The organism is Flavobacterium sp., from assembly GCF_965277525.1.
Classification (GTDB): domain Bacteria; phylum Bacteroidota; class Bacteroidia; order Flavobacteriales; family Flavobacteriaceae; genus Flavobacterium.
This window is the reverse complement of record NZ_CBDIDC010000002.1, coordinates 929,628-952,097: the sequence shown is the minus strand read 5'-3', so window position 1 is coordinate 952,097 and position 22,470 is coordinate 929,628. Positions and strand designations below refer to the sequence as shown.

14 protein-coding genes and 1 riboswitch are annotated in these 22,470 nt (G+C 36.9%); of the genes, 3 read left to right on the top strand and 11 right to left on the bottom strand.

The window, feature by feature from the left end; all coding sequences use genetic code 11:
* Window positions 1-392: 392 nt before the first annotated feature.
* The gene (locus ACQY44_RS06105) at window positions 393-1,466 is read left to right on the top strand and encodes a BamA/TamA family outer membrane protein (protein WP_428229508.1); all 1,074 of its coding nucleotides are present in this window, start codon (window positions 393-395) and stop codon (window positions 1,464-1,466) included.
* A gap of 643 nt (window positions 1,467-2,109) precedes the next feature.
* On the opposite strand, the gene ACQY44_RS06100 is transcribed toward ACQY44_RS06105, so the two are convergent.
* From ACQY44_RS06100 to ACQY44_RS06070, 7 genes are all read right to left on the bottom strand, one after another.
* Window positions 2,110-2,532 carry an MgtC/SapB family protein gene (locus ACQY44_RS06100; protein WP_428229507.1) on the bottom strand — a complete coding sequence of 141 codons (423 nt, stop codon included), beginning with the start codon at window positions 2,530-2,532 and terminating at the stop codon, window positions 2,110-2,112.
* Window positions 2,533-2,831: 299 nt separating this feature from the next.
* Complete coding sequence (locus ACQY44_RS06095; RefSeq protein ID WP_428229506.1) at window positions 2,832-4,052, bottom strand: ABC transporter permease; 1,221 nt, start codon at window positions 4,050-4,052, stop codon at window positions 2,832-2,834.
* On the bottom strand, window positions 4,039-4,800 hold the full coding sequence (locus ACQY44_RS06090) for an ABC transporter ATP-binding protein (protein WP_428229505.1): 762 nt from the start codon (window positions 4,798-4,800) through the stop codon (window positions 4,039-4,041). The genes ACQY44_RS06095 and ACQY44_RS06090 overlap by 14 nt, the downstream gene beginning before the upstream one ends.
* 91 nt (window positions 4,801-4,891) lie before the next feature.
* Entirely contained in the window at window positions 4,892-6,175 is a 1,284-nt protein-coding gene (locus ACQY44_RS06085; protein ID WP_428229504.1) for an efflux RND transporter periplasmic adaptor subunit, read from the bottom strand.
* 10 nt (window positions 6,176-6,185) lie between these two features.
* Window positions 6,186-7,526, bottom strand: a complete 1,341-nt coding sequence (locus ACQY44_RS06080; protein WP_428229503.1) for a TolC family protein — start codon at window positions 7,524-7,526, stop codon at window positions 6,186-6,188.
* 355 nt (window positions 7,527-7,881) lie between these two features.
* Window positions 7,882-10,434 carry a magnesium-translocating P-type ATPase gene (mgtA, locus tag ACQY44_RS06075; RefSeq protein WP_428229502.1) on the bottom strand — a complete coding sequence of 851 codons (2,553 nt, stop codon included), beginning with the start codon at window positions 10,432-10,434 and terminating at the stop codon, window positions 7,882-7,884.
* A gap of 126 nt (window positions 10,435-10,560) precedes the next feature.
* Window positions 10,561-10,908 (bottom strand): winged helix-turn-helix transcriptional regulator, encoded by a 348-nt coding sequence (locus ACQY44_RS06070; protein ID WP_428229501.1) that lies wholly within the window; start codon window positions 10,906-10,908, stop codon window positions 10,561-10,563.
* Window positions 10,909-11,065: 157 nt separating this feature from the next.
* Here ACQY44_RS06070 and ACQY44_RS06065 point away from each other — a divergent pair, with 157 nt between their 5' ends.
* On the top strand, window positions 11,066-11,596 hold the full coding sequence (locus tag ACQY44_RS06065; protein ID WP_428229500.1) for an NAD(P)H-dependent oxidoreductase: 531 nt from the start codon (window positions 11,066-11,068) through the stop codon (window positions 11,594-11,596).
* A gap of 80 nt (window positions 11,597-11,676) precedes the next feature.
* On the opposite strand, the gene ACQY44_RS06060 is transcribed toward ACQY44_RS06065, so the two are convergent.
* The 4 genes from ACQY44_RS06060 to ACQY44_RS06045 all read right to left on the bottom strand — a co-directional run bounded on the left by ACQY44_RS06060 (window position 11,677) and on the right by ACQY44_RS06045 (window position 18,460).
* A complete protein-coding gene (locus ACQY44_RS06060; protein WP_428229499.1) occupies window positions 11,677-13,908 on the bottom strand; it encodes a DUF5074 domain-containing protein in 2,232 nt (743 codons plus the stop codon).
* A gap of 77 nt (window positions 13,909-13,985) precedes the next feature.
* Window positions 13,986-15,197, bottom strand: coding sequence for a cell surface protein (locus ACQY44_RS06055; protein ID WP_428229498.1), 1,212 nt, complete (start codon window positions 15,195-15,197; stop codon window positions 13,986-13,988).
* Window positions 15,198-15,269: 72 nt separating this feature from the next.
* Entirely contained in the window at window positions 15,270-16,415 is a 1,146-nt protein-coding gene (locus ACQY44_RS06050; RefSeq protein WP_428229497.1) for a YncE family protein, read from the bottom strand.
* The gene (locus ACQY44_RS06045) at window positions 16,412-18,460 is read right to left on the bottom strand and encodes a TonB-dependent receptor (RefSeq protein ID WP_428229496.1); all 2,049 of its coding nucleotides are present in this window, start codon (window positions 18,458-18,460) and stop codon (window positions 16,412-16,414) included. The genes ACQY44_RS06050 and ACQY44_RS06045 overlap by 4 nt, the downstream gene beginning before the upstream one ends.
* A gap of 113 nt (window positions 18,461-18,573) precedes the next feature.
* A riboswitch (cobalamin riboswitch) is annotated at window positions 18,574-18,773 on the bottom strand.
* Between the two features lie 247 nt (window positions 18,774-19,020).
* On the opposite strand from ACQY44_RS06045, the gene ACQY44_RS06040 reads away from it, so the two are divergent.
* Window positions 19,021-22,443, top strand: a complete 3,423-nt coding sequence (locus tag ACQY44_RS06040; protein ID WP_428229495.1) for a gliding motility-associated C-terminal domain-containing protein — start codon at window positions 19,021-19,023, stop codon at window positions 22,441-22,443.
* Window positions 22,444-22,470 lie beyond the last annotated feature (27 nt).

Below are 22,470 nucleotides of genomic sequence, written 5' to 3'. Positions count from 1 at the left end.
GCAAAGTTTTATCTTAATTTGTTAACGGATTGCGGAAAAAACAACTGTTTCCAGAAATTCTATTACCTCGCCATTTGGACTGTAAACCAGATCATTACTGACTGTTATCGCTTTTCTATTATTCCTTAATGCTAAAGTCTCTTTTTTGTCATAATAACAAAATTTTTTTTACCTTTAAGTATTATATGAAAGTTAAATAATCCAATTACACAAAATACAGATCTGAGAAAATCACTGTTTTTGTTTATCTTTCATTAGCATATCCCATAAAATACCGCTGCAAAAAAATAACATCTTATAAAAAACGTAAAATAGCAGCAGTACTATAGTTGACATACATTCTGAGCATACATTCACTGGTTTATCGTACATAACTTAAAAATAAATCCACAATGCAGAAAATTTTACCTTCTATACTCCTATTCTTATGCTGTTCACTGGCTTGGACACAGACAAAATTAACCGACAGTACCACAACTTCTAAACCAAAGGTGAAGAATATTGATTTTAATGTCATGCCTTATCTTAATTACAACAGAACTCTTGAATTTATGTTTGGTGCGATCCCAATGATGATGTATAAGGTAAACAAAGCAGATACGATTTCACCTAAATCTTTATCCGGTATTTCTGCTGTTTACAGTACCAACAAATCTTATTTTATTGCTTCATTCAATAAATGGTATTTAAAAGAAGATACCTGGCGGGCGCAACTTTTTTTTGCCACGGGCAACCAGAACGCACAATTTTATGTAGATGATGTCGACGTACCTGATTTTTACAATTACGGAACCAAAGCATCCGTAATCAACTTTATACTGCAACGCAAAGTCGTAAAATCTTTATATGCCGGCCTTGGTTATGCTTATGCACATTATGACACGAAATATGAAGATGACGTAGAACCTTCTTCTGTCACGCACACCAATGGCTTGCAATTCAATTTGATGTATGATACCCGGGACGCTGTTTATTATCCGACTAAGGGGGACAAAATAAAATTGCGATGGCTTAGTTACCCAACATGGTTTGGAAATGATGTTAATGCCAATAAAATTTTATCTGAATACAATACCTATTTTCCAATGCGACACGGAACTGATGTGCTGGCAGCAAGATTTGCAGGTAAATTTGGTTTAGGAAATATCACTTTCGAACAGCAAGTGACTATTGGCAACGAAGATATCAGGGGGTATTCTGAAGGAAAATACCGTGGCGACGGACTTATGGCCATCCAAGGTGAATACCGCTATAATTTTAGTAAAAGAATGGGGTTGGTTGGGTTTGCGGGAGTAGCTACTATTTATGGTTCTGATACCGAAAGTTTCAACTGGGGTTTATATCCCGGAGCCGGTGTGGGTTATCGCTACAGGGCTTTTAAAACTGAAAAATTTAATATAGGATTGGATGCTGCTGTAGGAAAGGGAGACTGGGGTCTTTATTTCCGTATTGGAGAAGCTTTTTAAAGAGTAAGCACTTCTTAAAATTTTATCCAACACATAGCAACATAGCTTTTGTTTGTCTCAAAAATGGCGTTTCACTTTTCTTAATGCACAAATAGCGATGTGTGTTCTTTTTCGTTATTAATTCATTGAAATTTGTGCCGTAAGGCACTAAATATCGGGAATAAATATAAATCGAAATAAATATAACGTGCCGTAGGTACGCAATATTTATTATTTTGTTCCGTACCTACGGCACGCCAACGTATTTCTAATCTACCAACATTTAGTGCCTAACGGCACATTTCAACTTTGGTTCCCATTATTCATAATTATCAAAAAAAGGCTTCTATAAATAGGGATGAATAAAAGATAATCTGTTCGGATTTAAATATTGATAAAAAGACATCTACCAGATAAAATCATCATCGATCCTCTTCCCTCTTTATTCTTTATTCTTTCCTCTTTATTCTTTCCTCTTTATTCTTTCCTCTTTATTCTTTCCTCTTTATTCTTTCCTCTTTATTCTTTCCTCTTTATTCTTTCCTCTTTATTCTTTCCTCTTTATTCTTTCCTCTTTATTCTTTCCTCTTTATTCTTTCCTCTTTATTCTTTCCTCTTTATTCTTTCCTCTTCCCTCTTCCCTCTTTATTCTTTCCTCTTCCCTCTACTTCCTGTTTCTCATCCATTTGTCAATAGGTTCCAGAGCTGTGTTTACGATCGTCACTAAAGAAGTACAGATCAGGGCTTCGATAAAATATCCCGATGCGGCAATACATCCAATAGCGGCACTGCACCATATGGTAGCTGCGGAGTTTAGTCCGTGAACATTAGGTCCTTCTCTAAAAATTACCCCTGCCCCAAGAAAACCAACTCCCATAACCACCTGAGCTGTTATACGGGTGACATCAATATTGGGTGCTGTTGCTGCCACTTTTATAGATAATAACACAAAAGTAGCCGCTCCTGTCGCTACCAGCATATTGGTTTTTAAACCTGTTTCCTTATGATGCCATTGTCTCTCAAAACCTATAATTAATCCGGCGAATAAAGCGATTACAAGTCGGGTAAAAAATTCTGTTGTACTCAAAATAATTATTTTATAAGATTAAAAAATATTCTTATGCTCTCTGTTTCGTTGACCGCGAAAAGATTTGAAGTCATTGATTGTAATTATTCAAACACATCGATACATCGCTTTTAGAATTGAATAAAAGGCCGTTTCACTTTAAATATTACCGCATAGCGTGATCGAAAAACTATGGTAAGAAATCTTTATATTTAAAACGATCTCAGATCAAAACATTACATCTATGTTTTAAATCTGTTAATTTTTTTTTACGCTCAATGCGCTTATTTAAATCAATTCAAATATAAGAATTTTCTACTTTATTCAAAATGCAATGCTTCAATTGGATCTAGTTTGGATGCTTTTAATGCGGGATAATATCCGAAGAAAATCCCTGTTATCGCACAAACCAAAAAGGAAAGAATTACCGAGGATTCTGAAATCAAAGTAGGCCAATGCAAAAAGAATTGTATTAGCTCAGAAGCTACTATTCCTAAGATAATCCCGATTAAACCTCCTGTAAGGCTAATTAATATCGCTTCGACCAAAAATTGCAATAAAATATCCCTTCCGTTTGCTCCTATCGACATACGCAATCCAATTTCCTTGGTACGTTCCGTAACCGAAACGTACATGATATTCATGATTCCGATACCGCCAATCAATAATGAAATTCCTGAAATGGCTGTTAACAATACGGTCAGTAACTGACTGGTAGAGCTGAATGTATTGATTAATTCGGCTTGTGTTCGTACGGAAAAGTCATCTTCGTCTTTTGCTTTTAATCGATGTGCCGTGCGCATAATTTGCTCAATTTCATCAGTTGCCAGTTGTGTCTGACTTTCATCAACGGTTGACGCGTAAATATTTTGAAGATAAATAGAGTTCGTTATCCTTTTTTGTACTGTGCTGAAAGGCGCAATAATAATATCATCCTGATCTTGTCCAAAGGCATTTTCTCCTTTCGATTCTAAAACTCCAATGATTCTGAAGGGAATTTTATTAAAGCGAATAATCTGCCCTATTGGATCTGATCCATACGGAAAAATATTATCGACTACGGTCTGACCAATGAGACAAACTTTATTCGCTGTATGCACATCTGATTCTCTAAAAGCGATTCCTTCTTTTAGGGGCCAGTCCCTGATTTTCAGATAATCGACACTTACGCCCTGCATACTCGTTGGCCAGTTCAAAGCGCCATTAATTGCTTGCCCTTTACTGGAAACAGCAGGAGAAATTGCATTAAGATGTACCGATTCTTTTTTAAGAGCCTCTACATCACTAAGCGTGAGCGTTTGTACACTCGAAATATCCAGACGTGCTCCGGCGGTAACATTGCTGTTTGGCCGAATGGTAATCATATTGGATCCCATACTGGATAATTGATCCTGAATGCTTTTCTTGGATCCCTGCCCTATGGCAACCATTGCAATTACAGAGGCTACCCCGATAATGATCCCCAGCATGGTCAATAATGCACGAAGTTTATTACGACGAAGCGCTTTTAAGGCGATCAGAAAAAGATTAACTATTTTCATATTTATAATCTTCATCTACATGAAAATCTGCGAGCATTTGCTTAGCCGATTTTATGCTTTGGTTATTAAAATCTTTCATAATTCTTCCGTCCCTAAGCGTAACGGTCCTATTACTAAAAGCAGCGATATCCGGTTCGTGGGTTACAAAAATGATTGTTTTACCCTGTGTATTCAATTCCTGGATCAGGGCCATGATTTCATAAGAAGTTCTCGTATCGAGATTTCCCGTAGCCTCATCAGCAAGGATCATAACAGGATCGTTTACTAATGCTCGTGCAATGGCCACACGTTGCTGCTGTCCTCCCGAAAGCTGATTAGGAAAGTGATCCATACGGTCGGCTAGTTTTACGGCTTCTAAGGCATGAATCGCTTTTTCCCGTCTTTCTTTTGTAGACACTTTGGAATTATACAGTAAAGGGAGTTCTACATTTTCTATTGCAGAGGTCCGTGCCAAAAGATTATAGGATTGAAAAATAAAGCCAATCTTGGTATTGCGCAATGCTGCCAGTTCATTCTTAGATAATGATTTAACATTTACTCCATCTAATAAATAATTCCCGTCTGATGGTTTATCCAGACATCCCAAAATATTAAGCAAAGTAGTCTTTCCGGAGCCACTACTCCCCATAATGGTCAGGAATTCGCCTTCCATAACATCAAAAGAAATCCCTTTTAAGGCTCTGACGGTTTCAGATCCCATTATGAATTCTCTTTTCAGGTCTTGTATTTCAAGAATCTTTTTTCCCATTACAATTTGTTTTTTTTCTCAATGTATTTAATACGTTGGGCATAATTGTTTTACCACATAGAAAATTCCTAATTATATCCAGATGGTGTTGTTATCTTTTTCCACCACCTCCGCCTCCGCCACGTTTTGGCATAAACGGACTTGATTCTGTTGCTTTGGTGCTTTTGGATTGTTTTAAGGAATTGACTCCGGTAATGATTTCATCTTGTGCTGTAATCCCTTTAAGAACCTGCACGTTAATATCATCATCCAATCCTATTCTGATGTGTTTTGGAAGGATCGAATCTCCTACTCTCCTCCATACAATTGCCTTTTTGTGATCAACCGTATCCATGGTTTTTGTATTAGATTTTGCATTATCTCCATATTTATTGCCGTTATTATTACCAGTATGATTTCCCTTGTGTTTTCCTTTATTTCCTAACGACAATTTCCTGAATTTAAACTGTTTTCCTAAAGTCGAATCAGGCTGAAATGCCACTGCTTTTGCAGAAATCAGTAAGGTGTTTTTTATTTCATTGGTGTAAATAATAATATTGGCCGTCATTCCGGGCTTGAGCTTCAAATCATCATTTGGCGCGTTGATAATGGTCGTATACGTCACAACATTTGAAGAAATCGTGGGTTGTAAGCGTACTTCGATCACGGTGCCTTTAAACACATCATCGGGAAAAGCATCCACTGTAAAGCTGGCATTTTCGCCCACCTTTACATTTCCAACGTCAGCTTCATCAACAGAAGCCTGGACCTGCATCTTGGTTAAATCTTTAGCGATACTAAACAGTGTTGGCGTATTTAAACTTGCTGCTACCGTCTGCCCTTCACTCACTTTTCGTGTTAAAACAGTTCCGTCAATGGGTGAAAAAATATCCGTAAACGAAAGACTCTTTTGCACGGATCGCAATTGGGCAGCAACGCTGTTTACATTGTCTTTTGCAACATCGTATTGGTTTTTTGCTGTTTCATAATCCGCCCTGCTAATTCCTCCTGCCTTGTATAATTCGTTTTGTCTGTTAAAATTAGATTGCTGGTAACTCAGGTTATTTTTTGCTAATTGTAAATTGGCCGAAATTTGCTGTACCTGCGCAATCAACAAAGACTGATCTATTTGCGCTAATAATTGCCCTTTTTTGACCACCGAATTAAAATCTACAAATACCTTTTGTATGGTACCGGAAACCTGTGTTCCTACCGCAACGGTATCTACCGGTTGTATTTTTCCGGTTGCCGTTACACTGGTAGCAATATCTCCATAATGTGGTTTCTCGGTAATCAATTCTACTTTATTACCATCTTTATGAAACATAAAGTATGCTATACCTCCTATAACTAACAACCCAATGATGATAATGATTATTAATTTACTTCTTTTCATTTTGCTCTTTTTATAGTTTGATTGGATCTCCTTTAAAGAAATCATATATTTTTAGACTCACTACGGCATTGTATTTCGCTTGTATGAAATTTTGAAATGCCTGAATGTATAAATTCTTTTCCAGCAGATAATCTACCGTACTGATTCCGCCTAACCTCAATTGTTCATTTGCAATGCGGTAATTTTCTGTATTGGCATCCAATTGTTCTTCGGCAGCTGTAAACTGGGATTGCGCATTCAATACATTAATATACGCCTGTTCTACTTTTTGAGAAAGTATGGTTTCTGTATTGGTAAGATCCAGTTTCGACTGGTCAATGGCGATCTTCGATTTTTCGACACCGGTTTTCGCTATTCGGTTATTAAATACCGGAATAGTCAGCGAAAGTCCCAGACGCTGGTAAAAGTTATTGTCTATTTGTGTGGGATATGGCGTATTTTGATTGTCTGAATATCCGGAAGCCAGTGTGCCGCTGGCACCAAGTGTAGGCAGAAAACTTGCTTTTGATTTTTTTAATTCCAGATCAGCAGCTTCTTTTTCTAACTGACTACTTTTTACCTCAGGTCTTTGTTCTAAAGCTATTTTCTGAGCATCTTCTAAATTTACAACGGGTAAAGTAGTTTCTAAGGTTTCCGGTTTCTGAATGTTCAGATTATATCCTGACGGAAGTTGTAATAACTGTTTTAAGGTCAAAACATTCTGGCGCTCGGTATTCTGAGAAGCAATTAAATTATAGTTGTCTGTGGCGACCTGCGCTTTTAATAAAACAAAATCTTTCTTGGCGATACTTCCCGCATTGTATTTTAGCTCACCCAATTTGAGTTGTGCCTTAGAAGTTTCTAAAATTTCACTTAAATAAACGCTGTTTTCTTTGGCTAAAAGAATGGTCAAATACGATTGTGTAATCAATACAGTAATATCATTCTCTGCTGCTTCGGCATTAAACTGAGCTGATTTAATGAATAATTCTTTTTGCTTTATATCATTATTCAGATACCCGCCATTGTACAAAACCATTGATGAATTTAAAGCATAATTACCTGCAAAACTGGCTTGTGTCTGAAAACCACCCACGACTACATCTGCATTCTTGGCATTGGTAAAGGTTTGCGAGGCACTCCCTAAAAGATTAGGAAGCTTAGCCGCTTTAGATAACAACAAATCCTGTTCTGTAGATTTTGTTGTCAGACGTAATGTATTTATCTGAATGTTCTCCTGCTTTGAATAAGCAATACATTGTTCAAGACTCCATACTGTTGGTAATTGATTTTGTTCAATAGTTTGTGCCACAAGAGGTGCCGACTGAACACTAAAAATTACCATTAAAGTATTTATCATAAATGACCTCATACCTGAATTTAATTTAAATTAAAAAAATAAATTGTAACCTGAGTATTAGATAATAAAAAATGCTTTATGCGTATTGTGGATTTGAGTAAAAGGGGGATTTGGTATATTATCCGTATTAATGGTAGATAAAACGAATAACCTTATCAAATATACTAATTATTTTAACACTTTTACCGAAGTAAATCCTATTTTAATCATAAATAAAAGATAAATTAATTGCAACGAAAAACAGGTTATCCTAACAGGTTTCAAAACCTGTTAAATATTTAATTAATTTTTAAGATACTAAGAAATTAGCGCTTATTAATTATTTGATATTAGTAACACTTAAGCATTTGGACAGGATAAAAAATCCTTAGCGGTATTTTCGATGTTTTTTCATCATTACTTTATAAAACTGATGTTTCACAAGTTCTGCTGATATGATATAAACAGCAATTAGCAAGAACATCCATACGTATAGCATAAAAGGTAATTTAACAAAATCGAACCAACCTGAAAACGGTGTAAAAGGCAGTACCAGAACGAACAATACTATAATTGCAGTTGCAATCGACAGATATTTGCCCGGTAGACTCTTAAAGAATGGTAATCTGGTTCGTACAACAAGTACGATTAAGGTTGCCGAAATTACTGATTCTATAAACCATGCCGTTTGAAATTCTTTTTCTTTGGCATGAAAAATAAAAAGTAAAACGCCAAACATCAGAAAATCAAATACAGAACTTAACAGTCCGAAAACAACCATGAATTTCCTGATGAAAGAAATATCCCAGCGCTGTGGTGCCTGTATATTAAGATCGTCAACACGGTCTGTTGCGATGGCCATTTCCGGAAAATCAGTTAAGAGATTGGTCAACAAAATTTGTTTGGGTAATAAGGGCAAAAAGGGTAGAAATAACGAGGCACCCGCCATACTGAACATGTTCCCGAAATTGGCGCTGGTAGCCATAAAAATATATTTCATGGTATTGGTAAATGTTTTTCGGCCTTCGATAATACCATTTGTCAGTACATCGAGATCCTGGCTTAGCAATACAATATCTGCTGCTTCTTTGGCTACATCTACGGCTGTATCTACAGAGATTCCAACATCAGCAGCATGAAGTGCCGGAGCATCATTGATCCCGTCACCCATAAAACCTACTACGTTTCCACCGCTTTTTAGGATCGAAATAATACGTTCTTTCTGGTTGGGTTCTACTTCTGCAAAAATATCGGTATTTACTGCCCGATGCATTAATGCCGCTTTGGTCATTTTTTGCAATTCGGCACCAGTCAATATTTTAGGATCTTTGATTCCTACCTGCAACGCGAGGCTTTTGGCTACCAAAGCATTATCTCCGGTAATAATTTTAAGTTTTACTCCTAACGTATTGAGCTTTGCAATTATGGCTTCTACATTGGGTTTTGGAGGATCAAATAAGGTAATAAAACCTAAGAAAATCATGTCTTTTTCATCATCTCGACTAAAATCACCGGCATCTTTAACGGGTTTGTATGCTACGCCCAAAGTTCTAAAACCGGCTTCGCTTAGTTTTTCGTATTGTGCCTGAATCGATACTTTAGAATCGGCTATGTTAGACAATTTGCCGTCAGCCACTTCCGCCTGACTGCATATCGTTAATACAGAGTTCAAGGCGCCTTTGGTAATCGCCAGATTTTCTTTGTCTCCTTTGACTACTATGGTTAAGCGTTTTCGAATAAAATCATACGGAATTTCAGATTGTACCGTAAAAGTTTTTGCCGTTTCTTTATAAGCTAAAACAATCGCTTCGTCTATAGGATTCTTAAATCCTTGTTGCATGGAGGCATTCAGCCAGGCATATTCTAATACTTTGTCATTGTGGTTTCCATCGATATCTAAAGTATCTTTTAAGTTTACTTTTCCGGCGGTAATGGTACCTGTTTTATCTGAACAAAGAATGTTCATGCTTCCGATGTTTTCGATCGAAGAAAGCCTTTTTACAATAACCTGCAATTTGGCCATTCTTTTGGCTCCTGTCGAAAGATTGACACTAATAATAGCAGGAAGCAATTGTGGTGTTAAACCTACTGCAAGTGCGAGAGAAAATAAGAAGGAATCAAGGATTGGTTTATGAAGAAAAACGTTTACTCCAAAAATAATAATGACCAAAATCAGTGTGACTTCCATCAACAAATACCCAAATTTGCGTATGCCGAGTTCAAAATCTGTTTCCGGTGCTTTTGACTGAAGTGTCGTTGATATTTTCCCAAATTCTGTTTGTTTTCCGGTTGCCATTACAAGTGCAGTTGCTTTTCCACTAATGACACTGGATCCCATAAACAAAGTATTGCTTCTTTTTGAAAGTACTGTATTGGCCGGAAGCGGATCTCCACTATCTTTTTCTACCGGAAAGGTTTCTCCGGTAAAAGCGGCTTCATCGACAAATAATTCTTTGGAATCTAAAATGAGACAATCACCCGGAATAATGTCTCCTGCAGACAGAGTGACAATATCTCCCGGTACTACATCTTCGACAGCGATTTCTTTTGATGTTCCGTTTCTGGTTACCCTACATTGCAAGCGAACCATTTTTAGCAACTCTTTTACAGCATTGGCCGCTCCTTTTTCCTGCCAAAAACCAAGAAGACTGCTCAATATAATGATACAGAGAATAATTACAGTATCTGAAATATCTCCTAAACCGGCTGATAATATCGCTGCAACAATAAGCAGAATGGTAATGGGGCTTTTAAACTGTGAGAGAAACAGAATAAACATGGAGGTATTGGCATTGTTTTTTAAGGTATTGGGGCCATACTGTTTTAATCTTCTGGCAACTTCTGAATCATCCAGTCCTTTTGAACTTGATGTTACCTTATGATAAGCATCATCAATGCTTAAATTCCAAAAACTATTTTCGACATCGGATTTACTTTCCATAAACGATTTATTAAATGGTTTATATAAAGGTAATCAATAACTTACTAATATTTTAAATTATTAATTTTCACTTTTTGAGAGAAATCTGATTTTTTTAAGGAGCCTTTAAATTCCTGTTTTTAGAATTTAATCTTCTAATATCTTTTTTAACTGAGGTGCAAATGCTAGTCCCCACTTATCAATAGCGACAATCAAAGGCATAAGCGATTCTCCTGATTCTGTTAGAAAATATTCTACACGTAAAGGGATTTCAGTATAAATTGTTTTTCCCAGAAGTCCGTGAAATTCCAGTTCTTTCAATTGATTTTGCAATACCCGTTTTGTAATGCCGGTGATTACATGTATCAGATCTTTGGGGCGTTTTGTACCTTTTGAAATTTCATCCAGTACACAAAACTTCCATTTAGATCCCACCACTTCCATGGCTACATTCAGTCCGCAATTATAATCAATTGGTATTTTTCGTTGGTACATATTCGTTTCTTTTAGAGTACAAAAGTACAGACAAATGAAGTTTTTTGTATTAAAGATTCATGGTGATTAATTTATCACTATAGGATTAATTCGTCCCTTATTGCCGTATTTGTGTAACAACCCGACCTTTGCAGCTGTTAATTTTAATATTTGTAAAATGAAAACCCTTGTCATTATAATTCATCCTCATCCTGAAAACTCAATGATCAATAAAAGATGGATCGAAGAATTAATTCAATATCCTGATCAGTATACCTTACATAATTTACATGCCCTATATCCGGACGAAAAGATTGATATCGAAAAGGAACAGCAATTAATAGAAAGTCACGATACCATTGTATTTCAGTTTCCCTTTTACTGGTTCAGTTCTCCGCCATTACTAAAGAAATGGCTTGATGAAGTATTAACCTATGGATGGGCCTATGGCAGTAAAAGTGGTTACAAAGTCGCCAACAAGAAAATTGCGTTAGCTATTTCTGCCGGTATTGCTAAAGAAGATTACAGTATCAATGGGAAGTATAAATACACCTTAGGACAACTGACCACTCCGTTTGAAATTACTTTTGATTATGTCAAAGCGGATTACCAACCTTTGTTTGCTTTTTATGGTGCGGAACATCATCCAACTCCTGAAATAATCGAAAAAAGCACGGAAGAGTATATTTCCTTTTTAAAATCTTTATAAGTAAGTCCTCTTTTAATCGAAAAACCCCTTTACCAAATTGGCAAAGGGGTTTTTCAATTATTCAAAAATAAATATTTCGATTACTTTTTAATGAATTTCTGTACATAATTGGCTTTGTCCGTCACCACATTGATGATGTACAATCCATTTGTGAAATTGCTGACGTTGATCTGGTTATTATCAACTCTGGTTTGAATTGATTTTCCTGAAACATCGTAAACTGTTACATTCAAAATTTCATCCTCTGTTTGAATATTCAAAATTTCAGCAACAGGATTAGGGTAAATAGCCAGTTTCAATTTCGTAAATTCTCCGGTTCCTAAATTATTGGTAACAGTGACTTCAATAGATTTTTCAACTACTTTTCCATTAGAATTAAAACTGATTACAACTGTAGCATTCCCTAAAGCGCTAGGTGTCAGAACCAATTCATCATTTGTATTTATTGTTGCAGAAACAACACCAATATTATTGTTTGATTTTACTGATTTTACAATCGCTAACGATAAATTATCGGTATCATTCACCACCGTTTTTAAATCAATTACAGCAGGATCTTTTATGGCAACTTTAGAAGGAAGAGTAGTATTTACTACCGGTGCTGCATTATCCGTAAAAACAGTTAAGGCCGGGAACCAGTAATAATCATCTAAAATCTTAGTATTTATTAAGTTTCCTGAATTGTCAAAAGTATGAATCCAGTTTTTTTGATAATGTGCTCCATATCCGTTTTCTGTTGTATTGACAATTAAATTATCTGAAACCGGATCAATTCGTAAAGCCGCTCCATAAGGAACCTGCTTGTAAGTTGCTGTTTGTCCCGGAATGGTTACAAAATTCTCATTAAATATTTTTGAATCGATATCAAATTTTACAATTTTAGCCCCGTTTAGCCAATATAAGGAATTCTGTTGATTACTATAAGTAAAACTCCCTGCATTCCAGGCTCCCCAGGATCCTGTATATTTAGTAGTAGCCGGAATTGCATATTCTGTTGTTTCAAAAGTTACCGCATCAATCCTGATCAATTTCTGATTTAGAATTCCCCAAACACTTCCATCTTTAGCCTGAACAACTGAATTGAATGCGCCACTGATCGTTTTTATTATAGTATTTGTTGCCGGATCGATAACCAGGATTCCTGTGGTTTGTTTTGCGGCAAATACGTACTGAGAAGTACGGATCATGTTTCCTATCTGTCCGGCAGTACCTGCAATCAAATTTCCTACTTTCATAGTCGAAATGTCAAACAAATAAATACCGTTTAATGTCCCAATATACCCAGTGTTTTCATTAACGCCTACAAAAGAACGTCCATCTCCGCCAATAACATCAAATTTAGCAATTCTTTGCATGTTTTGTGCGTTTGCAACAACCAATCGCCCACCTGGAGTGTATTGGCCGCTGGTTGTTCCGGCCTGTTTTGAAATAAAATAAAATTTATCCCCATAAATAGTCCCATACTGTGCCGTTACTCCCAAAGCTTCATTGTTGTTCGCAGTACTATAAACACGGTAGTTAATATCACCATTGTTATTCACAAAATTCACTGATCCGTTTTCACGTCCGAACCAATCTTCGTTGACTATAAAGAATCCGTTGCTAAAATCTGTTGCTGTCACATACGGTGTAACCGGAATAAATGTTGATGCAACAGGAATGTCAGTATCTTTTGGTTTATAATTCCATACATCCCAGGAACCATTTTTTAAAGTACGTTTTGTCAGGTCTGTGACTGAATTACTAAAATCACTATCTGTATCTTCTTTGACTGAGTAAGACCATTTTCCATTTGTCCATCCGGATTGCCAGTGATCATCAGCATCTATGGCTACATATTGATCAAAATCGTACGTACCGGTATTTATAATACCATTTGAAGGATATAGCGGATATGTTAGGTTGGCATCTTTATAAAGTCCCTTTGATTTTACACCGTTCAGGTCAAAACCTAATCCGCCTATCTCTGTTCCTCCTCCGGGAGCTGACGGATAAAGCAGAGAGAAAAAACGACGATCTGCTTTTGCTATTGCTTTGAGCATGTCTTCGCCTGTTGCGTTACCATCCCACTTGAAACCCCAGATTAAGGCATCGGTATTTTTGCCGTCATTCCATTGTACCACAAATGCAGCCTGATTAGCACCTGTGCCTACCCAATATTTAATATCGCTAAAAGTCGTCGTAGCAGCAGTGCTCTTTTTAACCTGACTATTAGTTGTTGCTTTTTGTTTTATGTCATTTTGAGCTGCTCCTTGTGCATTCGTAAGTAGTCCAAAAAGTAACATCATTACCAGAAAGTAATTTTTCTTCATATCGTTTAATTTTATTATTAATTTAAAAATGGGGCGTAATCTATAATCTGTACCTCGAAGTAATTACACCCTGCGGATTATTTAAGGTGTAAATCGTAAGCTCCTGACACATCTGTAGAAACTTCGCCTAGCCAACCTGCTTCCTGATTGATTGCGGTGTATATTTTAACGAAATCTATTCCGGGAAGTTTTACGTAATTTCCGTTTTTATCGACAGCCCATGAGATATCAATATTAGCAGCTTCATCATTATTAGGAGCATTATCCGCATATCCAAAATCAAAAGATTTACCTACCCAATAACTTCCTTCGCCACTCTGATCGTAAAAATTGTCTTTTATTTTTGTCCCTTTCAGCGTATACGATGACTCAGCAATCCATAAGGGATAATAGCTTTGATCATGAAACGCATTTTGTGTTTTATACCCTGATTTACCCTGATTGTCCTGCCATTTAATATATTCTATATCCGTTTGCCAGAATTGATCTCCTGCAACCGGCAGTTTGTTGGGATCCGGTTTAAAGTAGGTGATACTGTAATTCTTTACCGTAGTGTTTTTAAAATATTCACTTCCTGCTATTTCGTACCACTCATCTTCATCAGGTTTTCCGTTTTTGTTTTTATCGTAAGCAACCAAAATAATTCCGGCCTCACAAGATCCTGCACGCTCCTGATCGGCTTCAGTTCCCCAAAAAGCATTTCCTAAAACCTTAAAATCCCTACCGTTCATATTCGGGATGGTATGATCAAACCCAAATACGACATAACCTCCAAAACCACCTAATGAAATCATGCTGGTGTTAGAGCCAACGATTGCTTTTTTTGCGGCACTAATCAGATTGGCTGCTGTGTTTCCGGGTAAATATTCCGGAATTCCGTTGGTAAACTGACCTACAGCAGGACGGAAATCCAAAACATTTGATATGTATTTACTATAATTTATTGCCTCTTTGGTCACATTGATAAGAGAGGTGTATGTTTTAACTACTCCATTGCTTTCTACCTTTAAAGTCAATGGATAATTCTTTAGATAAGGGCTGATAAAGTCGAGTTCTGCACTTTGTGAAATCACAGAATCATTAATGCTCCAGGTAACTTGTGGATTCCCTTTTAGATTCGGGATAATATTCAGCACTTTAAAACGGTCTGTTGTGTAGTTTTCTTTCAGTATGTCTGTCGGATTTTCATTTTCCAAATCGTCTTCCCTATCCGTTCCACAGGCTATAAATCCCAATAAAAAAACGGAGCATAATGTGATTTTAAAAATTCTAAAAGTAGTTTTTTGCATGTTTATAAAGTTTTAAATTAATTACAACTGTCATTGCAAGTAATCATAAAAGAGTAAAGTGTTTTTGTTCGTTTAATTTTTGGTTATAAAGGCAATATGTGCAGGAATGTTTCCCGCTGTTGTTTTCCATTTTAATTTTCCTTCCGGCGTAAAACAGTAGATGTATCCTGTTACGACATAATTCTGTGCATCAGTAATATAAATTTCTTTTGTTTCCGGATTGACCTGAATTCCATACGGAATCATTATCTTTTTATCTGTACCGTCTGTAATGACTTTATCGCTAATTACTTTTTTTGTTTTGGTATCTAATATTCCGTAAGTGACTTTATTACTATTCGTGAGATAGCTCCATGAAACACTATAGAAATAAAGCAAATCATCTACCAGGCACATTCCTGAAACCGGAATATCAAGCTGCATTTTTTTTTCGTCAGTCTGGCTGTCGATTACAAAAAGATTCGATGGTGTATTGTAATAGTCTCCTCTGGAACTTACATAAATATCTCCTCTGGCATCTATCTGCATACCGTAGAGATTGATGCCCACATCTATTTTTTTAGTTTCGGTAAACGTTTCAAGATCGATAACAGAAACTGTCCGGTCATAATTAGGCACTCTGTAACCTCCTGAATTGGCTACATAAAGTTTCCCGTTACGTACTACCATCTGTTCCGGTTGATACCCTACTGTTACTTTTCGTTTTATTTCTAATGATGTAGTATCGATTTCGGCTACAAAACCAATTTCTGCATTCGGATTAATGGCTACAGGACCGGAATAAGAACTGATATAGGCTTTGTCTTTGTAAAAAGCAACATACCTACAATTGGGAATGTCTATTTTCTTGATGCGTTTTGCGGTCCATTTGTCTATGATTTCAACTTTATTAGAGCAGTTGATGACAGCATATACTTTGTTACCGTATATTTTTATATCATTGCCTACATCACCTAATTCTTTTACAACTGTAGGATTACGTTCTGAATAAATATCAGTCGTATAGTTTCCGGTTCTGTAATTGAATACATCTATACTGGCCCTGTTCATTCCCATATTACCCTCATTCAGAAGATAAAACCCTTCTATTTTTCCATCACTTGTGGGTGCAGCGACACTTTTGTCCGCAGACGGAAAAATAGTTTCTTCTTCTCTGCAGGAAATAAAAGCTACCGCTATACATAAACTGAGGATTACTTTTGTTGTGATCTTTTTCATAGCTCAATACTGATTATAAATTTTAGGGTACGACCCGGCATTGGATAATTGTAAATGACTTCGTACTGCTGATTGAGGGCGTTATTAAGTTCTATTGCACCTTTCATTTTATACTGCTGAAATGCAAAAGATTTCTGAACCGCTACATCGTGTGTGTACCAAGGCTGAACTTCATTTACCCTTATATTGTTGACATTTCCATTGTATCGTTTCCCTACGTATATAAAGCTGTAATTAAAATTCCAGGTTTTGTAATCAGCGTTTAGTATACCGGATCCGCTATTCCACGGAGTATACGGTATTTGATCTCCATAAGATGATAATTCCAAACCTGCAAATTTGGTGTAATCCCTACTTTCAGAATACGTGTACGTAAGATTTGCTGCCAAATTTACTTTCCCAATATGCATTCCCATATTGACTACAGATTCTATTCCTTGTCCTTTTACTTGTCCAATATTGGTCATCATCCAACGAAATAAATTTCCTGTAGGTGCTGCGACAATTTTATCTTTGGTATTGGTGTAATACCCGTCAACCTGAAAAGATACTTTATCAAAAAAACCTTTATTCACCAGTAAATTATAGGTAAAACCAACATCGTACTGATTCATGTATTCCGGTTTTAATGTACTGGAACCCACCATCGTGTAATACAGATCATTGAAAGTAGGCATTCTGAAAATACGCTTTGCAAAGGCCCTTACATTAAAATCATAGTCTTTAAATGGTGTGTATCCTAAAAATAATGCAGGAGTAAGTTCTGTTTTGTCAGGAGCTTTTGCATTGTAACGCACTTCTTCCTGTACATGAGTGCCTACAACACTACCCAAAACTTTTAAATTTCCAATTCTGTAAGAACTTGAAAGAGCAAATAATGCCGTATATCTTTGGGGATAAGAAAACAACGTTTGTATACCTTTTCTGGCAGCATTTAATCTGTTGTACTGGAAATCTGTTGATAACGAAACATCCCATGTAGGTAATATGCTGTACATATTGACCGCCGAGAAATAATATTCCTGCTGATAGTAGCTATCATCTGATTGTGCTCCTTCGGTTACTGTTTCGCCTAATATGCTGGTGGTGTCTCTGGCTACATAGTGTGTATAATCATAGGCGTATTTTGCCTTCGCCTGAAACTTATATTTTTTTGTAAAATCCTTGATTAAAGTACCTTGTGCGAAAAAATTCTTGTCGTACTGCCTGAAGCCATCCGAAAATTTATTCTCTACAATCGCTCCGGGTGCTCCTCTATCTGAATCGTAATAATACACTTTAGCATCCCAGGAACCATTATTTATTTTTCCGTAAAGGCCCGATTCAAATCGTAGTGCTTCTATATCGCTGTTATGCCGGGTGGCAGTTGTATCGTATGCTACCGTTCCATCCAGATTGTTTCTTTTGTACCTGTACTTATATTCTCCATTAGATTTGATGTATTCTGAGCTCACGCTCATGCTGACTTTATCACTCAGCTTTTGTTCCCATCGAAAAGAAGGATCAAAATAATTGATCGACATAGTTTTGAAACGTACCAGTAAATTTGTTTTTTTATTCCCTTCAAAAACAGGTCGTTTTGTTTTCAGGTAAATACTAGAAGCGGCTGCAAAATCTTTAGCCGACTGGAATATTTCGCTTTTCTGGCCATTATACATGGTCAGGGACTCCATATCATCTAAGGAGTATTTCCCTAAATCCGTAACTCCGTTCTGTGCATTGCCCAATTGTATGCCATCGTAAAAAACACCTACATGGTGTGTCCCCATATTACGTACATCAACCGTTTTAAGGCCGCCGAGGCCACCGTAATCTTTAATCTGGATTCCCGCAAAATACCTTAGGGCATCTGCAACATTATGGCTCGCTAAATTTTCAAGTAATTTTCCGGAGAGACTTTGTACCGGAATTACTTCCTGGTAAGGTTTACCTTTCAGGATCACTTCTTTTAAAACCCGCAAACTGTCATTAGATACCTGCGCATGAAGTAAAAATGGAGCAAACAATATGAAAATAAAGAAGAGTATTTTTTTTGTATCGTACATCACTGATTTAATTAAATAAACTTCGGGATGTAATGATCAAAAAGCAAAAAGAGAGAATCCCGTTATACAATAACAGGTCTATTCTTGTTGTTCAACTTTATTCCACGAAAGTCTTAAACTATGTGATTGTGGCAGGTCTCCTGACTTGTTCCGTCTTTAAACAGCCTTCTCATCCTGCAAACCAGGGCAATGGCATTAGTAACGTTTAAAGAGTTGTATAGAACTTACAGTAGCGGGTCTGTTCAGGATTTGCACCTGATTCCCTTTTAACTATTTTCTTTAAAAAAAATAGACCAAAATCTGCGGCAAAGATAGAACTATCTTTATATAAATAAGTATGGTCAAATAAAATTATACCAACCAAGGTGGCAAGTTACTTTATCACCGTGTAGCAGTAAAAACCAGATTCTTTAAATAGCCTAAAATGCAAAATGCAAATCAAAAATACAGAAATCATTGAAAACCAATAAATTAACACGAATATTTAGTGATTTTTAATTTAAAAAAAACTAATTTTAGCTCTATTTTAAAATTACTATCATCACTAAATACCATTTGATATGAATTTAAGAATTTTCTCCCTCCCCCATTTCTTTTTATTTGTATTGTTTTTATGTGCTTCGAACGCATTTTCTCAATGTTTTGAAATACAAAGTATATTGGTTGATGCTTGTGGAGGAAGTCTGGAAGGACGTAACGAAATGGTACGTTTTAAAGTTGGAAATACCGCTTTGGATTCAAACGTTTTAACGGTAGCATGGCCCAATAATAGCTGGTTGGGAGTTGTTCAAAATGCAACAACAGCGGCTGTTGTTGCTCAATTGAATGCTGATATAATTGCTGCAGGTGGTTGTGGACAAATCTTAGAAGCACCGGGAGGAATATTGCCTGCTAATGCCACCGCGATCCTGGTTACCAGCTATCAGATGGATACAAATGCAAATTCATTTGGGCCTATATCAGATACTATTTATATGATCTTTCAAAATTCTACAAATCCTAATGGACACTTTGCCAATTTTGGAGTAGGTCTGCGAACGTTTTCAATGTCATTTGGCGTAGGGTGTTCAGAAAGTGTCAATTACGACAGAGCATTGTTAACGGACACTAACGGAAATAAAGTTGCAGCAGATGGAGCAACTGTTAATTACACCCCAGCCGGTACCGCGTCTTATGCCAATAATGGATGTAAAGCGCCTGTCCCCCCTTTTACAGTTGATGCAGGGCCTCTAAACTTAACAGCTTGTGCGGGAGCAACAATTACGTTAAATGGTGCTGCCGTAGGCCAACAATCTGTTTTTTGGTCATCCCCTTCCGGAAACTTTTCTTCGGCAAACGCAACAACAACCAATTATACTATTCCGCCTACAGCCGGAGGAACAACGATCGTAATCACACTTCAGGCTACTAATAGTTGTGGACTACAGATTAGCGATATTATTAATTTAAACGTAACATCAAACACAACTCCTGATTTTGATACGACGCTCACTCTATGTAGTAGCGATATTGCACCTGTTTTGGCTACAACATCACCAAACGGAATTACAGGAACCTGGAATCCAGCAGTAATTAATACAACAACAAACGGAAATTATATTTTTACGCCCACTGCGGGATTGTGTGCACCAACTACAACTTTAGCAGTAACCCTAACACCGGCAACTGTCCCTGATTTTGTCACCACACTAACTTTATGTAGTACAGATACAGCGCCAATTTTAGCTGCAACATCACCCAACGGAATCACCGGAATCTGGAGTCCATCCATCATAAATATGACTACCAGCGGAAATTATGTTTTTACTCCAAATTCCGGGCAATGTGCTGCAACGACTAGTTTAGCTGTTACCATAAATCCTGAAACTATTCCTGATTTTGCCACAACGCTGACTTTATGCAGCACTGATACGGCACCAGTATTGGCTGCAACATCTCCAAATGGAATTTCAGGAATTTGGAATCCATCCACAATAAATATGACTACTAGTGGAAATTATATTTTTACTCCAAATGCCGGACAATGCGCCACAACTGCAAACTTAGCCGTTACGATAACACCTGAAACTATTCCTAATTTTGCTACAACGCTGACTTTATGCAACACTGATACGGCACCAGTCTTGGCTGCAACATCACCCAACGGAATTACGGGAATCTGGAATCCATCTGTAATTAATACAACCACTAGCGGAAATTATGTTTTTACTCCAAATTCCGGGCAATGTGCTGCAACGGCTAGTTTAGCCGTTACCATAACACCTGCAACAATTCCTGATTTTGCTACAACGTTGAGTTTATGCAGTACTGATACGGCACCAGTCTTGGCTGTAACATCGCCAAACGGAATTACGGGAATCTGGAATCCATCCGTAATTAATACAACCACTAGCGGAAATTATGTTTTTACTCCAAATTCCGGACAATGCGCCACAACTGTAAACTTAGCCGTTACCATAACACCTGAAACTATTCCTGACTTTGCTACAACGTTGACTTTATGCAGTAGTGATACGGCAACAGTCTTGGCTGCAACATCACCAAACGGAATTACGGGAATCTGGAATCCATCCATAATTAATACAACCACTAGTGGAAATTATGTTTTTACTCCAAATTCCGGACAATGCGCTACAACTGCAAACTTAGCCGTTACCATAACACCTGAAACTATTCCTGATTTTGCCACAACACTGAGTTTATGTAGCACTGATGCTGCGCCAGTCTTGGATGCAACATCGCCAAACGGAATTACGGGAATCTGGAATCCATCCATAATTAATACAACCACTAGTGGGAATTATGTTTTTACTCCAAATTCCGGACAATGCGCCACAACTGCAAACTTAACCGTTACCATAACACCTGAAACTATTCCTGACTTTGCTACAACGTTGACTTTATGCAGTAGTGATACGGCACCAGTCTTGGCTGTAACATCACCAAACGGAATTACGGGAATCTGGAATCCATCTGTAATTAATACAACCACTAGTGGAAATTATGTTTTTACTCCAAATTCCGGACAATGCGCCACAACTGCAAACTTAACCGTTACCATAACACCTGAAACTATTCCTAACTTTGCTACAACGTTGACTTTATGCAGTAGTGATACGGCACCAGTCTTGGCTGTAACATCACCAAACGGAATTACGGGAATCTGGAATCCATCTGTAATTAATACAACCACTAGTGGAAATTATATTTTTACTCCGAATTCCGGACAATGCGCTACAACTGCAAACTTAGCCGTTACCATAACACCTGAAACTATTCCTAATTTTGCCACAACGTTGACTTTATGCAGTAGTGATACGGCACCAGTCTTGGCTGCAACATCTCCAAACGGAATTTCAGGAATTTGGAATCCATCTGTAATTAATACAACCACTAGCGGGAATTATATTTTTACACCAACGGCCGGACAATGTGCTGCGAAAACAAATCTGAAAGTAAATATCACCTCATTATCTTATGTTATAACAAAAGAATGTGTAAACAACAAATACCTCATAAAAGTCGCAACAACATCTTCCACTTCTAATCTTAATTATACCTGGTTTAATGACAAAGGAGATCCGGTAGGTTCAAATACTGAAACTTTTGATTTTACAGCATACAGTTTAAACTTCAAGGATCAACTAATTTTTCCTTTGCAATTTAAGTTGGTTGTAAGCGATGGATCCTGCCAAATTGAAGAAATTATTGAGGTATCCAATAATTTGTGCGGAATTCCAAATGCGATTTCTCCTAACGGTGATGGGATCAATGACACTTTCGATCTTACTGATTTCAATGTCAATAATCTAATCATCTACAATCGATATGGCAGAAAAGTATATGATTTTGAAGGCAAATATGATAAACAATGGTATGGACAATGGAAAGAAGGGACTATGTTACCAACCGGCACTTATTATTACATTATTTCTTCTGACAATGGAGACCAAAAAGCAGGATGGGTATTTTTGAGTTACTAACAAAACAATTAAAATATAACCCGCATA

What these genes read in the sequence shown, in the direction of transcription:
- ACQY44_RS06105 (WP_428229508.1), top strand. Translation starts at nt 393, where the DNA reads ATGCAGAAAATTTTACCTTCTATACTCCTATTCTTATGCTGTTCACTG.
- ACQY44_RS06095 (WP_428229506.1), bottom strand. Translation starts at nt 4,052, where the DNA reads ATGAAAATAGTTAATCTTTTTCTGATCGCCTTAAAAGCGCTTCGTCGT.
- ACQY44_RS06090 (WP_428229505.1), bottom strand. Translation starts at nt 4,800, where the DNA reads ATGGGAAAAAAGATTCTTGAAATACAAGACCTGAAAAGAGAATTCATA.
- ACQY44_RS06085 (WP_428229504.1), bottom strand. Translation starts at nt 6,175, where the DNA reads ATGAAAAGAAGTAAATTAATAATCATTATCATCATTGGGTTGTTAGTT.
- ACQY44_RS06080 (WP_428229503.1), bottom strand. Translation starts at nt 7,526, where the DNA reads ATGAGGTCATTTATGATAAATACTTTAATGGTAATTTTTAGTGTTCAG.
- mgtA (WP_428229502.1), bottom strand. Translation starts at nt 10,434, where the DNA reads ATGGAAAGTAAATCCGATGTCGAAAATAGTTTTTGGAATTTAAGCATT.
- ACQY44_RS06070 (WP_428229501.1), bottom strand. Translation starts at nt 10,908, where the DNA reads ATGTACCAACGAAAAATACCAATTGATTATAATTGCGGACTGAATGTA.
- ACQY44_RS06065 (WP_428229500.1), top strand. Translation starts at nt 11,066, where the DNA reads ATGAAAACCCTTGTCATTATAATTCATCCTCATCCTGAAAACTCAATG.
- ACQY44_RS06060 (WP_428229499.1), bottom strand. Translation starts at nt 13,908, where the DNA reads ATGAAGAAAAATTACTTTCTGGTAATGATGTTACTTTTTGGACTACTT.
- ACQY44_RS06055 (WP_428229498.1), bottom strand. Translation starts at nt 15,197, where the DNA reads ATGCAAAAAACTACTTTTAGAATTTTTAAAATCACATTATGCTCCGTT.
- ACQY44_RS06050 (WP_428229497.1), bottom strand. Translation starts at nt 16,415, where the DNA reads ATGAAAAAGATCACAACAAAAGTAATCCTCAGTTTATGTATAGCGGTA.
- ACQY44_RS06045 (WP_428229496.1), bottom strand. Translation starts at nt 18,460, where the DNA reads ATGTACGATACAAAAAAAATACTCTTCTTTATTTTCATATTGTTTGCT.
- ACQY44_RS06040 (WP_428229495.1), top strand. Translation starts at nt 19,021, where the DNA reads ATGAATTTAAGAATTTTCTCCCTCCCCCATTTCTTTTTATTTGTATTG.